The sequence below is a fragment of the Leuconostoc lactis genome (genome assembly GCF_007954625.1).
Classification (GTDB): Bacteria; Bacillota; Bacilli; order Lactobacillales; family Lactobacillaceae; genus Leuconostoc; species Leuconostoc lactis_A.
Map to the genome: position 1 here is coordinate 164439 of NZ_CP042420.1, position 13772 is coordinate 178210.

10 protein-coding genes are annotated in these 13772 nt (G+C 45.8%); all 10 read right to left on the reverse strand.

Going from position 1 to position 13772, the window contains the following annotated elements; translation table 11 throughout:
* Positions 1–2: 2 nt before the first annotated feature.
* On the reverse strand, positions 3–3557 hold the full coding sequence (smc, locus tag FGL80_RS00810; protein ID WP_147001683.1) for a chromosome segregation protein SMC: 3555 nt from the start codon (positions 3555–3557) through the stop codon (positions 3–5).
* 4 nt (positions 3558–3561) lie between these two features.
* A complete protein-coding gene (gene rnc / locus FGL80_RS00815; protein WP_147001684.1) occupies positions 3562–4263 on the reverse strand; it encodes a ribonuclease III in 702 nt (233 codons plus the stop codon).
* A gap of 86 nt (positions 4264–4349) precedes the next feature.
* Positions 4350–5714 carry a phosphoglucosamine mutase gene (gene glmM, locus FGL80_RS00820; protein ID WP_147001685.1) on the reverse strand — a complete coding sequence of 455 codons (1365 nt, stop codon included), beginning with the start codon at positions 5712–5714 and terminating at the stop codon, positions 4350–4352.
* Between the two features lie 18 nt (positions 5715–5732).
* Positions 5733–6755: a CdaR family protein gene (locus FGL80_RS00825; protein WP_147001686.1), complete on the reverse strand. Its 1023-nt coding sequence runs from the start codon at positions 6753–6755 to the stop codon at positions 5733–5735.
* Positions 6752–7570 carry a diadenylate cyclase CdaA gene (cdaA, locus tag FGL80_RS00830; RefSeq protein ID WP_055307524.1) on the reverse strand — a complete coding sequence of 273 codons (819 nt, stop codon included), beginning with the start codon at positions 7568–7570 and terminating at the stop codon, positions 6752–6754. Before cdaA ends, FGL80_RS00825 begins: the two co-directional genes overlap by 4 nt.
* Before the next feature lie 64 nt (positions 7571–7634).
* Entirely contained in the window at positions 7635–9731 is a 2097-nt protein-coding gene (locus FGL80_RS00835) for a Na+/H+ antiporter (protein ID WP_055307523.1), read from the reverse strand.
* 3 nt (positions 9732–9734) lie between these two features.
* On the reverse strand, positions 9735–10613 hold the full coding sequence (gene murB, locus FGL80_RS00840; protein ID WP_147001687.1) for a UDP-N-acetylmuramate dehydrogenase: 879 nt from the start codon (positions 10611–10613) through the stop codon (positions 9735–9737).
* A 118-nt stretch (positions 10614–10731) separates the two neighbouring features.
* The gene (gene ndk, locus FGL80_RS00845) at positions 10732–11145 is read right to left on the reverse strand and encodes a nucleoside-diphosphate kinase (protein ID WP_055307521.1); all 414 of its coding nucleotides are present in this window, start codon (positions 11143–11145) and stop codon (positions 10732–10734) included.
* A 74-nt stretch (positions 11146–11219) separates the two neighbouring features.
* Complete coding sequence (locus tag FGL80_RS00850) at positions 11220–11732, reverse strand: YehS family protein (RefSeq protein ID WP_147001974.1); 513 nt, start codon at positions 11730–11732, stop codon at positions 11220–11222.
* A 41-nt stretch (positions 11733–11773) separates the two neighbouring features.
* A complete protein-coding gene (gene mutL / locus FGL80_RS00855; RefSeq protein WP_147001688.1) occupies positions 11774–13771 on the reverse strand; it encodes a DNA mismatch repair endonuclease MutL in 1998 nt (665 codons plus the stop codon).
* Position 13772: the final 1 nt, after the last annotated feature.

Genomic DNA, 13772 nt, shown 5'->3' on the forward strand with positions numbered 1-13772 from the left:
CGTTAACCTACACTTTCTGTTACTTTATCTAAATCGACTGCAATCATTTTTGACACACCCGCCTCTTGCATGGTCACGCCATACAACAGGTTGGCTTTCATCATCGTCCCTTTCCGATGGGTAATGACAATAAATTGGGTACCGCCAGCAAAATCTAACAAATACTTGGCAAAGCGACTTACGTTTGCTTCATCCAAAGCTGCTTCCGCCTCATCAAACACCACAAAAGGTACTGGCCGGACATGCAAAATGGCGAAAAGTAACGTCATGGCAGTCAAGGCCTTTTCACCACCTGACAACAAGCTCATTTGTTGGAACTTTTTTCCTGGTGGTTGGGCAATGATATCAATGCCTGTGGTCAACAAGTGCTTAGGATCCGTCAAACGAATCTCAGCCTGTCCACCACCAAACATTTGTGCAAAAGTTTCTGAGAAACGCGCTGCAATGGCGTCAAAAGTCGTTTTAAACCGGACCCGCACTTCGTCATCCATTTCGTCAATTGTTTGGAGCAAAATTTCTTTTGCTTGTCGTAAATCATCGCGCTGTTGTGTTAAAAAGTCAAAGCGTGCTTTAACCGCTTCATATTCTTCAATCGCACCCAGGTTAACCGTCCCAATCTCGTCTAAACCACGTTTAACGAGTGCAAGTTGTTCAGTAATAGCTGGCAATTCCTGCACATCATGCGTCCCAATAATATCGACGATGTCGACTGTCTCATATTGCGTCAATAATTGTGATTGACTATTGTCGAGTTGCGTTTCAAGGCGTGCTAATTGGGCGGCCAATTGACTCTGAACCCCAGTCTGTGTCCGCAAGGTCTCTTGTTGCGTGGCTAGCTGTTCTTCCAGCAATATTACCTCATCTGACAGCAGCGCAATTCGCTGTGTTGTGGCGTCACACGTCTGTTGGGCTGTCGCTAAACGGGCTGTGGTTGCTGCAATCACAGCATCATTTTGGCTATTATCTTTGGCAGCCTGTAATTGTGCTTGTAAGTCAGCCAACGTGTGGGCTAATGCAGCTTGTTGCTGCAATAAGTCCTCATGTTGTGTTTGCAGTAATTGCACTTGGCTGGTCACACTATCGCGTTGGGCTTGCACTGTCGCATAAGCCGTTTGTACGGCTACTTTTTCGGCATTAGAGACTTCTGATTGCTGTGAAATATCCTGCAGTTCAGCATTTAAGCGGGTTGTCTCCGCCTCTTGTTGGACCTTTGCGGCTGACGCCTCTGCCAATGCCGCTTGATTTTGTGTAGCCTGCGTTTGGCCTTCGGCCAATTGTGTAGCCAGCTCGTTTAATTCAAACTGCAAAGCTTGGACAACACGGGCTTGCTGTTTGACCGCATCTTGGCGGCGTGATAATTCATAATCGACCTTAGCCGTTTCATTTTTAGCCGTGGCGAATGCGGCCTCAGCCGTCTGCAAAGCTTCGCGTAGCTGGTCACCAGTGGCGCGCTGTGCTTGTAGTTGTTGTTCAAGCGTTTGGGCTTGCGTGGCTAATTCATCCACACGGGCCGTGAGTTGCTTCAATTCCGTCTGACGACTTAAAATCGTGGCCCCGCGTTGTTGGTTGGCCCCACCAGTTAGCGAGCCACCCGCGTTAACAACTTGGCCATCAAGGCTCACCACGCGGAAACGATATTGACCCGCTCGTGCGATTTGTGTTGCGTCATCTAGTGTGGCTGCCACAACGGTATTTCCCAACAAATTACCGCCAATACCAGCCATACCTGCCGGCATCGTGACCAGATCTTCTGCAATCCCAATGAAGCCTGGCATCTCTTTAATACGCTCAATACCAGTCAAACGCCGTGGCTTAATGGTATCGATGGGTAAAATCGTGACCCGCCCCGCCCGTTTTTGCGTCAAATAACGAATCACCTGCTTCGCCGTGTCGGTTGTATCCACCACGATTTGCTGTAATGCGCCACCAAGGACCGTTTCAATTGCCTTGGTATAGTCACTTGGTACTGCTAACAATTCAGCGACCACACCTTTGATCCCTGGAAACTGTCCTCGAACCGCTGGCTGCATGACAGCACGGACACCTTGATAAAAGCCAGCGTACTCATCTAACGCATGCAACGCATCGCGTTGGCTTTTGGCCTTATTTAAATCATTTAAGGCCGCATACCATTGCTTTTCATTTTGTTGATAACTTTGCGTCTCTTGGGCCAATTGTTGCTTGAGATTGGTGACCTCTGTTGACAAAGCCGTCAGATTGCTGTCATCAACTGTTGTTGATGCGTCACCAGCAGTAGCTGCCAACAATTCTTCATGCGTCGCCATTTCCTGTTGCAACCGTTGCTGGAGAATTTGTTGCCGACTCTGCAACGCTTGTTGTGTCTTGTCATCATGTTGTAACGCATTATGTAAGGCGGCAATGGTTTGCATCGTTTGAATATACGCATGCCGGTTCTTCTCAAGGTCAGCTTCAAGTGCTGCTTGCTGAGTCGCAGACGCTTGGTTGTCAAAAGCAGTCAGTTGTCGTTTTAACACTTGGCGTTTCTGCGTTAGTGCCGTTTGTTGTGCCGTCACCGCTTGCAGTTGTGCATCAAGATCGGTCACACGTGCAGCAATCTCTTGTGCGCGAACTTGTTGGTCAGCAATTTTCCCCTGTAGGGTTTCCAGCTGCTGAGAACTGAGGTTTTGCGCCCCAATGAGTCGCTCACGTGCTTGCGTTTCTTGCAAAATAGTGGCTTGCAAGGCATCACGCGTTTTTTGTTCGTTGACACGTTCTTGCCGTTTTTGCGTTAAGGTTTGATTGAGCGCATCGACGGTTGTCTTGGTATGATTCACTTGCGCATCTTGGCGGGTGAGTTCAGCCGTCGCTTGCGCCTTTTGTTCAACTAATGCTTGTTGTGTCAGCGCTAACCGAAGACGATCTAACGTGTCAAAGCGCGCTTTTTGGGCGATATAATCCGTTGCCTGTGCAGATTGTTCAGCTAATGGGTCAATCCGGCCTTCAATTTCATGAATAATGTCGGCCACGCGCGCTAAATTATCAGTTGTTTGTTGTAACTCTTTTTGTGCACGTTGTTTATTTTGTTTATATTGATAAACACCTGCGACTTCTTCGATAATACTGCGACGGTCTTCTGGTTTGGCATTAAAAATGCTTTCCACCCGACCCTGTGAAATAATTGAAAAACTTTCCCGTCCCAAGCCAGTATCCATAAATAGTTCATGAATATCTCGCAAGCGACTTTCCACGCCATTAATTTGATAGCTACTCTCACCGGAGCGATACAATTTACGGGTGATACGAATTTCACTAAAATCTGATTTGATATAGTGATCGGTGTTATCAAAAGTCATCGAGACCTCGGCCCGATTTAAAGCGGGTCGGGTATTGGTCCCGCCAAAAATGATGTCTGCCATTTTGGTACCGCGCAAATCTTTGGCACTCTGCTCACCCATCACCCAACGTATCGCTTCGATAATATTTGATTTTCCGGAACCATTCGGCCCGACAATGCCAGTCATGCCTGGCATAAATTCAATAACCGTTTTATCAGCAAAAGACTTAAAGCCACTGATTTCAAGGGATTTAAGTTTCATAAGCTTATTTTTCTTCCAATAGTTTTAAGGCTGCCCGGGCAGCAGCCTTTTCTGCATCTTTAATCGACTTACCGGTCCCACGGGCCAACTCACGTCCATCAACAGAGACGCTCGCTTCAAATACCTGTGTTTTATCAGCCAGGGCTTGCTCACGCTCTGTCTGGTAATCAATGACGACCGCCCCGTTAACTTGCAACTTTTCTTGTAAGCGACTTTTAAAGTCAATAAAGCGGTCAAAAAAGCCGGTATCAATGGCGGCAAATAACGTGCGCTCTAAAAATTCTTGCACAGCGTCTGCCCCTTGATCCAAATATAATGCGCCAATAAAGGCTTCCCAGATATCTTCCAACAAAGAGTCACGTTCACGCGCACCAGACATTTCCTCACCTTTACCCAAGCGCACAGCTTCGTTTAAGTGAACTAAACGTGAGAAGTGGGCGAATGACCGTGTCTGCACCATGGCAATACGCATTTCAGTTAACTGCCCTTCATGCCAATCGGGATAGCGCTTAAACAAATATTCGGCAACAGAAACTTGCATCACCGAATCACCTAAAAATTCTAAACGTTGGTAATCCCGACCAGGTTCGTTAGGATGTTCGTTCAGGTAGTTACGCTGGGTAAGCGCTTCTAGTAATAAGTCCTCATCATGAAATACAATATTGAATTCGGTCCGTAAGTATTGTTTAAAACTGTCTTGTGACACGATTTTATCCTTTGAAGTCATAGTTTGATACTTTATTATAACAAAAAAAGCCCCCTGTTTATCACAAACTTGGGACTTCCTTCGTCTTAGCCGTTGGCACGTTCACGCACAACTGCTGCAATTTCTTCAACGTATTCATCAACTTGTTCAATTGTTGGTGCTTCAGCCATGACGCGTAAGAGTGACTCCGTCCCTGATGCACGGACAAGCACACGACCATCACCAGCCATTTTCATTTCCACTTCAGCAATTTTTGCGATGACTGCTGGGTCTTGTTGAATCGCAATCTTATCTGCAACGGGAATGTTCACTAACTTTTGTGGATAAATTTGGACTTCAGCTGCCAATTCTGACAGCTTCTTGCCAGTTTCTTTCATCACATAAAGGAGCTGCAATGCTGTGAGCAAGCCATCACCCGTTGTCGCCCAGTCACTAAAAATAATGTGACCTGACTGTTCACCACCAAGATTGTAGCCAGATGCCAGCATTTCGGCCATCACATAACGGTCACCCACAGCAGTCTTCACACTCGTCATCCCGTGTTCAGACAATGCCTTGTAAAAACCAATATTACTCATCACAGTTGAGACCACAGTATGGTGCTTCAAACGCCCCTGTGCATCCATAAACTTCCCGACGATGTACATAATCTTGTCACCATCGACAATTTCACCATTTTCATCAACCGCAATCAATCGATCACCATCGCCATCAAAAGCCAAGCCGGCCTGAACATCATTTTCCGTCACAAAGGCTGCCAAGGCTTCTGGATGGGTTGAGCCGACACCGTCATTAATGTTGAGCCCATTTGGTTCTGTCCCCATCATCACAAAGTCAGCATTCAAATCAGCAAACAGATGCGCTAGCAACCCACTCGTTGCGCCATTAGCACCATCAAGCGCAATACGCATCCCTTCCAAATCAGTTGGAATTGTTTTTTGCAAAAAGCTCAAATACTTCAAAGCGCCTTCTGGGTAATTATTCACAACCCCCAAGCCGGCTGCGCTTGGACGTGGCAAATCATCGACCGGACTATCAAGTAATTGTTCAATCTCAAATTCTAGTTCATCGGATAATTTGAACCCATCATTACCGAAAAATTTAATTCCATTATCAGCTGCCGGATTATGTGAAGCAGTGATTTGTACGCCGGCATCGGCTTCAAGGTTTTGTACCAAAAATGCCACCGCTGGTGTTGTAATCACACCTAAACGCAACACATCAATCCCAACTGACAAGAAGCCAGCAATAATGGCTTGTTGTAGCATTTCACCTGAAATACGTGTATCACGGCCAACAATAACGACTGGCTTCTTATCATCTTGTGCGTGGCGTGTCAAAATAGCCCCACCAGCACGTCCGAGACGGAAAGCCAATTCTGGCGTTAACGTGTCATTCGCAATACCACGTACACCGTCTGTTCCAAAATATTTTAATTTAATTTCTGACATTGTTTTGTCCTGTTCTTTTTAATTCGTTGAATGACTAGAAGACGAGGCACTCGTATCGGAAGATGAACTACTGCTCTGCTCCCCATCCCCCGTGCCTTGTGCCACTTGTGCCGTCACAGATTTGACATCATATCGGACAATGCCGGCAATCGCCGGTAACGTCACCGTCAATGTGCCATTACCTTGAACTTGCGAGACATCAATCGGCACGCTCAGTTCACTCATAGCATTAAGTATATCAGAAGCACCATATGCCGTCACACTTTTTGGATCAAATGTGACCTGGTATTTGTTGCTGCCGGCGTTTTTAAGTGCTGGTGTCAGTGATAATTTCTTACTGTCTGACGGTGTCACAACCATCGTCACAGTGGTTGACCGTTGGTCGAAATTCACTTCAACCACCTGACCATCCTTATCATAAGCCACCAACCGAACAACCTTGATAACTGTATCTTTAATCCCTGATTGTAAGGCTACTTGTGCGACAACTGTCGAAACTGCGTCAACATTCGTCTTTGGGCCGCTGATTGTCACGCGCTTTGGATCACTCACCACCTCGCTGACAGTGTAACCCTGCGCAATTTTACTCTGATCATAATTAACGTGAATTGGTAATGTGACGGCGGCTTTCTTAGCAATCGTGACCGTAATCTTTTGTGGTGTTACCGTGGATGTCAACGAGGCATTCACCCCGCGCAACGCAACTGTTACCGTATGCTTTCCCGGTTTTAAACCACGAAGGTCGGCACTGGCTTGAATATCATTGCGACTTTGGGTGGCAGAAATTAAGGCCCCTGATCCTTCAATATCAACAGATACCGTTGCTGGCGCGCCAACAGCGACATAATTATCACTATCAAATTGCAAATTCAACGGGACTTTTAAGGTCGCCTTTTTTTCCGGTATCAACGTCGAAAAGTTATCCGACCCATTAGACGTGAGACTCGCCGTTTTGGTGCTTAACACGTACGCTGATAGGAGAATTGCGATCACTAATGAGATGACGAGATTAACAATTTTTGACTGGCCAACTTTTTTCATGAGGCTGACCTCCCTTTCTTTTGCCACCAGTGCTTTTTAGCCGCCAAATCTTCATCGGATGCCAAGAACTGATGTTTGAAGAAGTTGAGGTAGCTTTCCTGATCCATACGGCGTAATAAATCGCCATTTTGCGTGATGGATATTTCACCGGTTTCTTCCGACACCACCACCGTAATGGCATCACTGGCTTCCGAAATACCAACTGCAGCGCGATGACGTGTGCCTAATTCTTTGGGAATTCGGACACTTTCAGAAAGTGGCAAATAAGCGGCAGCGGCAGCAATGCGATCTTTACTAATAATCACGGCGCCATCATGTAGTGGCGTATTGGGAATAAAAGTATTAATCAGTAATTGACCCGAAATTGCCGCATCCAACTTGATACCAGTTTTAATGTAGTCATCTAGCTGCGTCTCACGTTCAATCGTAATTAAGGCACCAATACGCCGTTTTGACATATACTGTAATGCATCATCTAAACTCTTGATGAGTTGATTTTCTTCTGCATTGTCAACATGTGATCGCCGTAACGTCAAGCCACGCCCTAACGTTTCCAGACCACGACGAATTTCTTGCTGAAAAATCACCACCAAGGCAATTGGCGCCCAAGTAATCAATTGATCCATGACCCACGACAAGGTTGTGAGGCCTAAGTACCAACTCACCACTTTGACCAGAATAATCGCCCCGACGCCAAATAAAATTTGGAGTGCACGCGTGCCTTCAACAAATTGAATAATCTTATAGAGTAAGAACCAAATAATAATAATATCAACCGCGTGCATGAGGTTGGAAATGGTTAAGTACGATAGCATAGGTTTTCCTTTACTGAATTTTAAGCAATAACTTAACGGCAATAATACGATGAACTCAGTTGTCCTATTCTTCGTTTTTACCTGCTAGCGCTGCCGTTTCCGCATAGTTGATAAACTGACGAATATTGATGCCCGCTTGACGCGTAATTCGGCCTTGTTCGTAAAGATCTTGAATCGTCTCACGTTGGGCATTTAAAGCGAGTAATTCAAGCTCCATGCGCTGTTTATCATCTAATTCACGCTGTTCTGGTGTATCTGGATGTTTTTCATGTTCAATTTGATAGCGGTAAACCACAATCAATTCATAGGCATTTTGTCTTTCCATACGGTGCAAAACAGTATCGCCATCGTACTTCTCCATATGCTGAGACAACGCCTTAATCGCAGCCTTGGCCATTTCACGAATCGCTAATGAGGTTTCCGCTTTAAACTGTTTGTTCGATTCATCTGACAACCAAATACGAACACTACGCAAAGCCCGCCGTGTTAAAATACGGACCCAATGCGCGGAATTATCAAACTTTTTATCCGCCCCAATGAGTTTTTCGAGGCGTTCTAGACGACGAGATTGAATGGAGAAAATTAAAATTGAAATTTTCTCTTCAACCAATAACTGCTGCAAGCGATTGCGTTGGGCATCTAAAGCAATCCGACGCAATTCTGAGTTATCAAATTGGGCATCCTCGGGTTTTTCACCCATAAGCTGTTCGCGAATTTGGGTAATTGTGGCTTGCTTACGCGTAATCAATTCATAAACCACGGCTCGGTTCGTATCATTTTGTTGCTCACGCAATGTTTCAATACCCACCTGAATGGCAAAAATACGCGCGCGTGATTCTGATAATTCAGCTTCACGACCTTCACCCGTTTCCGGCAACTCAGCGTCGGAAATTTCTGGCTGCGTAAAGTCGTGTGATGACCGGACTTTCGTGACAATTGGCAACATAATCGTCGCGACTAATAAACTAATAATCACGACAACAGCCGCAATGAAAATCAACAAATCACGCTGTGGAAATGCCGAACCATCTTGGATAACGGCTGGTACAGTCATGACCGCCGCCATCGTCACCGCCCCACGAACACCCGTTAGACCCGAAATAATCGCCATTTTAAACGTGGGTTTTTGATCACGATTGCGTAAATACCACACCACCTGATTGCCATACGCCCACAATGTCCGAATGGTAAAAATAATGAGCCAAACAATCACACCATAGAGAATCGCTTGTCCGGTATGAATTTGTGCATTTTTGACAACCGCCACCACAATGGGTGGTAAACCAATTCCCAACAACACGAAAATAATCCCGTTGAGCAAATACACAAAGATTTCCCATGTGCGTACGGCTGTCACCGAAATTTCTGGATGCCGGGCGTTGATATGCTGATCGCTTAAAATTTTAGTCAGTACACCACCAGCAACAACGGCAATCACGCCTGATGCATGAAAAACGGCTTCGGCTGTCCAATAAATCAAAAAAGGTGCTAACAACGTCATCACGGTATGGAAAACGACATCATTTAACCCCACCCGATCAAATGTATCACGTAACCAGCTGAGCAGACTTCCCAAGGCTAAACCAACGATGAGACCCATGAAGGTCATCCAGAAAAAGTTCGTCACCGCTTGTCCGATTAAAAATGTCCCCATCACGGTAGCTTTAATGGCGGTGTTAAAACTCACCAAACCACTCGCATCGTTAATCAAACTCTCACCAGCAACAATGTGTAAGACACTTTCTGGCAATTTTACACGTTTGGCGATAGCCTGTACCGCCACCGGATCAGTTGGCGACACGACAGCCGCCAACGCTAGGGCCACCGAGTTTGGCAGTTGCGGCATCAACAAGTGAATAAAGTATCCACCAATTAACGTCGTGAGGAGGACTAACAGGATAGCATTTCCCAAGATGGGGCCACGTAGCTCCCATAATTCACGTTTTGGAAAGCGCCAAGCATCATTGTAAAGCAACGGTGCCACAAACAATAACATGAACCAATGCGCGTCAATGTCGACATTAACCCCTAAAAATAGCGATAAGAACAAGCCAATCACAATTTGAAAAAGACTAATCGGCACTTCCGGCACAAAGTGCGAAATAATATTAGAGAAAGTCACTGAAACAATCAGAATAACGACCAATTCAAGTATCAACATCGTTTATCTTTCTCCTATAATACGTACTTCTGTCTCCAGTGTTACGCCGTACTTTGCTTTAACGGTCGCTTGCACCAAATGAATTAAATCTTCATAATCATTGCCTGTACCATTAGCAACGTTGACCATAAATCCTGCATGTTTTTTCGACACTTCAACCCCGCCGACGCGTGTCCCTTGTAAGCCGGAATCCATAATTAACTTCCCCGCAAAATAACCCGTTGGTCGCTTAAAGACCGACCCATTGGAAGGGTAATTCAACGGTTGCTTATTAGCCCGTCGGAAATTATTATCATCCATACGTGCCTGAATAGCTGCTTTATCATCTGACTTGAGCGTAAAGGTCGCACTGACAATCACGCCCCCGTTTTCTTGGAAAACGGATTGACGATACCCAAAGTTCAGCGCATCTGCTGCAAAAGTTTGCAAAGACCCGTCTGGCATAATGGCTGTCACCGACGTGGCAACCATATCGGTTTGTCCGCCATAAGCCCCAGCGTTCATAAAGATGGCACCACCAACTGAGCCAGGAATGCCTGCGCCCCATTCCATCCCCGTCAACCCATGTTCCAAGGCAATTTCTGTCACGAGAATTAAATCTGCACCGGCATCAGCGGTGATTGTCTCGCCGCTGACTTGAATCTCTCGCAGTTCGTGCAACAAAATCACCAAACCGCGTAGCCCCCCATTGCGCACTACTAAATTAGATAGACGGCCAAAAACATGGATCGGGTATTGGGCTGACCGCGCCCAAGCCAATAGTGCTTGCAATTCGGCCAGTGTCTTAGGAATCGCTAAATAATCCACCACGCCGCCCACCTGTGTGTGGGCATAAGGCGCTAGTGGTTGATTTTTTAATATTGTTATATTTTCTATTGTCATTTTCTAAATCTCAGCTCCGAATCTATATTTCTATTCTACCAAACTTTGCGCCCAACCACGCACATTGCACAAAAAAAGCTTGACATATCGCCACTTGGCTAAGTCAAGCTTTTTTGGATTAATCAAACCAGAGCGCAATTTCACGCTTGGCTGCAGTCTCACTATCTGATCCATGGACCAGATTCATAATAGCGGCAGCATCCCATGCACGTGCTAAGTCACCGCGAATTGTACCAGGCAAGGCTTTAGTTGGATCTGTGGCCCCCATCATATTCCGCCAGCCAGCAATGATTTCATTGCCTTCACCAATCATGGCAACAACCGGACCAGACGTCATATAAGTGACCAAATCGGGATAAAAAGGCTTGTCAACATGTTCTGCGTAGTGCTGCGCCAACAATTCTGGTGTTGGCGTTAACATCTTCATGTCAACAATCTGATAGCCCTTGGCCTCAATACGTCGAATGATTTCACCTACTTTAGCCCGTTGTACACCGTCTGGCTTAATCATCATAAAGGTACGTTCTGTCATGGTTTTGTCCTCCCAATGAGTTGTATCTGTATTTACTCCTATTGTACACGAACAAGAAACCGCTTACAACGTGTTTAACGCGCTGTTTTTTTAACATCTTCTGGTCGGTAAGTCATGGCCATGCCCTTTAAAATATTGCGAAGGTAACGGTCACCAGCCGGCTTATAGTTGCGGTGATCTGGCCGGCGCAATACGGCACTTAATTCGTTATTGGAAATGGTAATGCCTGCAGTTTCTAAAAAGCCAAGATAATCATCACTCGTGTAAGACATCGCAATTTTCAGCTTTTTCATGACAACGTTATTAATGTCATCTTCTTTTGTCATATCAAAAGTTGGTGGTACTGGCTTGAGATCAGCCCCGATTTTCTGGCCACGCTGTGAAATAATCAAGCCATTCATAAAAGTTTCTAAAGTATGCATATCAACCTTTTCATCGCGTGGTGTCCCTTCGGCTTGCTTGGTGAGCAACGCCGTCAATTGCGCTTCATCAAGCGTGATGCCACCCAATTCAAAAATTTTGAGCATGTCAGTCTTTTTAATATTGAGTGCGTAACGTAAACGAATGATAATATCGTTATTATTCATCATATTTCTCCTAGTATGTACCGCGCAAATCTGCGCTGCGTTTAGTATGGATGGTTATCGTAGGTTTCCCATTTTTCATGCGCATCTTGAATGCGCTTAAACATTTTTTCCATCTCAGTTAAAGTAAATTGTGTTAACACGGGACGGCCATGAGGACAATTATACGGATTTTCAGCTTGTGATAATGTTTCCAGCAAGGTGCGTGCTTGGCTATCTGATAAATGCATATTAGCCCGAATGGCCCGCTTACAACTCATCATAATCGCCGTCCGTTCACGAAATTCAGCTACGGTCAGATGACCATCACGAAGTAACCAATCAATCATTTCACGAATCGTCTCGGCCACTTGTTCTTTGGCAAACCAAGTCGGATGTTCCCGGACAATGAGTGTATTGGGACCAAACGTTTCCAGATGTAACCCAACGGCCGCTAAATCAGCTGCATAATCAGCGATTTTTAGCATATCTGACGTGGCGTAATTCAGGGTAATTGGGACGAGTAACCGCTGTTGGTCAGCTGACACGTCACCAATGATTTGGCGATAGTATTCATAATTGACCCGTTCCTGTGCGGCGTGTTGGTCAATTAAAAATAAGCCGGTTTCATTTTGTGCAAAGAGAAAAGTGCCATGCATTTGCCCAATGTAAGCCAAGGTTGGAAAGCCACTCGGCCGTGTTGGTGTCACGTCTAACGTTTCCTGAACGGCCTTCTCGGTCGGTGCTTGATACGGCATTGCTGGTTCTGTTACTTGATTGACGACTGCCGGTTGTTCAAAGACAGTTAGTGTCGGTTCGTTAGCGTATTTTGCCGCAAATGCTTGCACAGCGTCACTAGTGAGTTGCGTCCGATTCGTAATGTGAATCACCCGTGCTGGGCTATCGACTGCTGTCTCGGTTAACTTGGCGGGTTCAATCGGTTGGGTGACGACAGTATCACTGGTCGTTACCCACGGTGCTCGCTGGGTGGGGTGCTGTTGTGGTGTTGGTCGATCATGTGAGGCGATGACCGACTGCTGACCATACAAATTTTCATAGGCATCCGGAATTAAATTTTCTTGGGCTAAACGTGCCTTAATCGTCTCCACGAGTAACGCTGATAGTTCGTCTTCCTTAGCTAAACGAATTTCGGATTTTTGCGGGTGGACATTGACATCAATCAATAAGGGATCCGTATTGATATTGATGACGCCCATCGGAAAACGCCCGACCATCAACTTGGAACCATAGCCGCGAATGACGGCATTAGAAACGGCAAAATTTTTAATAAAGCGACCGTTAATCAGTACTGTCAAATACTCACGTGACCCGCGCGTTAATTCTGGTAAGGACACAAAGCCAGTGATATTAAATGTATCATCTTCACCAGCAATCGCTAACATTTTTTGGGCCACATCACGCCCGTAAATTGCCGCAATGACCTGTTGTTGATTGCCATTGCCAGTAGTTTTTAACAAGGGTCGATTATCAGCTGTGACAGTAAATGCAATATTCGTATAGGCCAAGGCCAACCGATTCATAATATCAGTGATGCGCGATAATTCTGTTTGTGGGCGTTTGAGGTATTTCAATCTAGCCGGTGTATTATAAAACAAATCACGAACCGAAATCACGGTACCACGTCGGCCATTGGCTGGGGTCACCTGCACTTCCTTCCCACCCTTGATGTGATACATCACACCTGCCGGCGCCGTCTCAGTTGTGGTGTTCAGCGTCACATCGGCAATGGCTGCAATAGACGGCAACGCTTCGCCACGAAAGCCCAGCGACACAATGTTAAATAAGTCATGCCGATCCGTAATTTTACTGGTGGCATGCCGCGTGAACGCTAAGGGCACATCTTCTGGATCAATCCCTGTGCCATTATCCACGACACGAATCAGTGATTGGCCGGCATTTTCAACCACCACATCAATTTGGGTGGCCCCAGCATCAATCGCATTTTCAACTAATTCCTTGACAACACTGGCCGGTCGTTCAATGACCTCACCCGCTGCGATTTGGTTCGCTAATAAGTTTGAGAGTTCATGTATTTTTCCCATT

Excerpts from the sequence above, each read along its gene's own strand:
- FGL80_RS00825 (WP_147001686.1), bottom strand. The coding sequence starts at position 6,755 with ATGAAAAAAGTTGGCCAGTCAAAAATTGTTAATCTCGTCATCTCATTA.
- mutL (WP_147001688.1), bottom strand. The coding sequence starts at position 13,771 with ATGGGAAAAATACATGAACTCTCAAACTTATTAGCGAACCAAATCGCA.
- murB (WP_147001687.1), bottom strand. The coding sequence starts at position 10,613 with ATGACAATAGAAAATATAACAATATTAAAAAATCAACCACTAGCGCCT.
- cdaA (WP_055307524.1), bottom strand. The coding sequence starts at position 7,570 with ATGCTATCGTACTTAACCATTTCCAACCTCATGCACGCGGTTGATATT.
- FGL80_RS00835 (WP_055307523.1), bottom strand. The coding sequence starts at position 9,731 with ATGTTGATACTTGAATTGGTCGTTATTCTGATTGTTTCAGTGACTTTC.
- ndk (WP_055307521.1), bottom strand. The coding sequence starts at position 11,145 with ATGACAGAACGTACCTTTATGATGATTAAGCCAGACGGTGTACAACGG.
- glmM (WP_147001685.1), bottom strand. The coding sequence starts at position 5,714 with ATGTCAGAAATTAAATTAAAATATTTTGGAACAGACGGTGTACGTGGT.
- FGL80_RS00850 (WP_147001974.1), bottom strand. The coding sequence starts at position 11,732 with ATGAATAATAACGATATTATCATTCGTTTACGTTACGCACTCAATATT.
- smc (WP_147001683.1), bottom strand. The coding sequence starts at position 3,557 with ATGAAACTTAAATCCCTTGAAATCAGTGGCTTTAAGTCTTTTGCTGAT.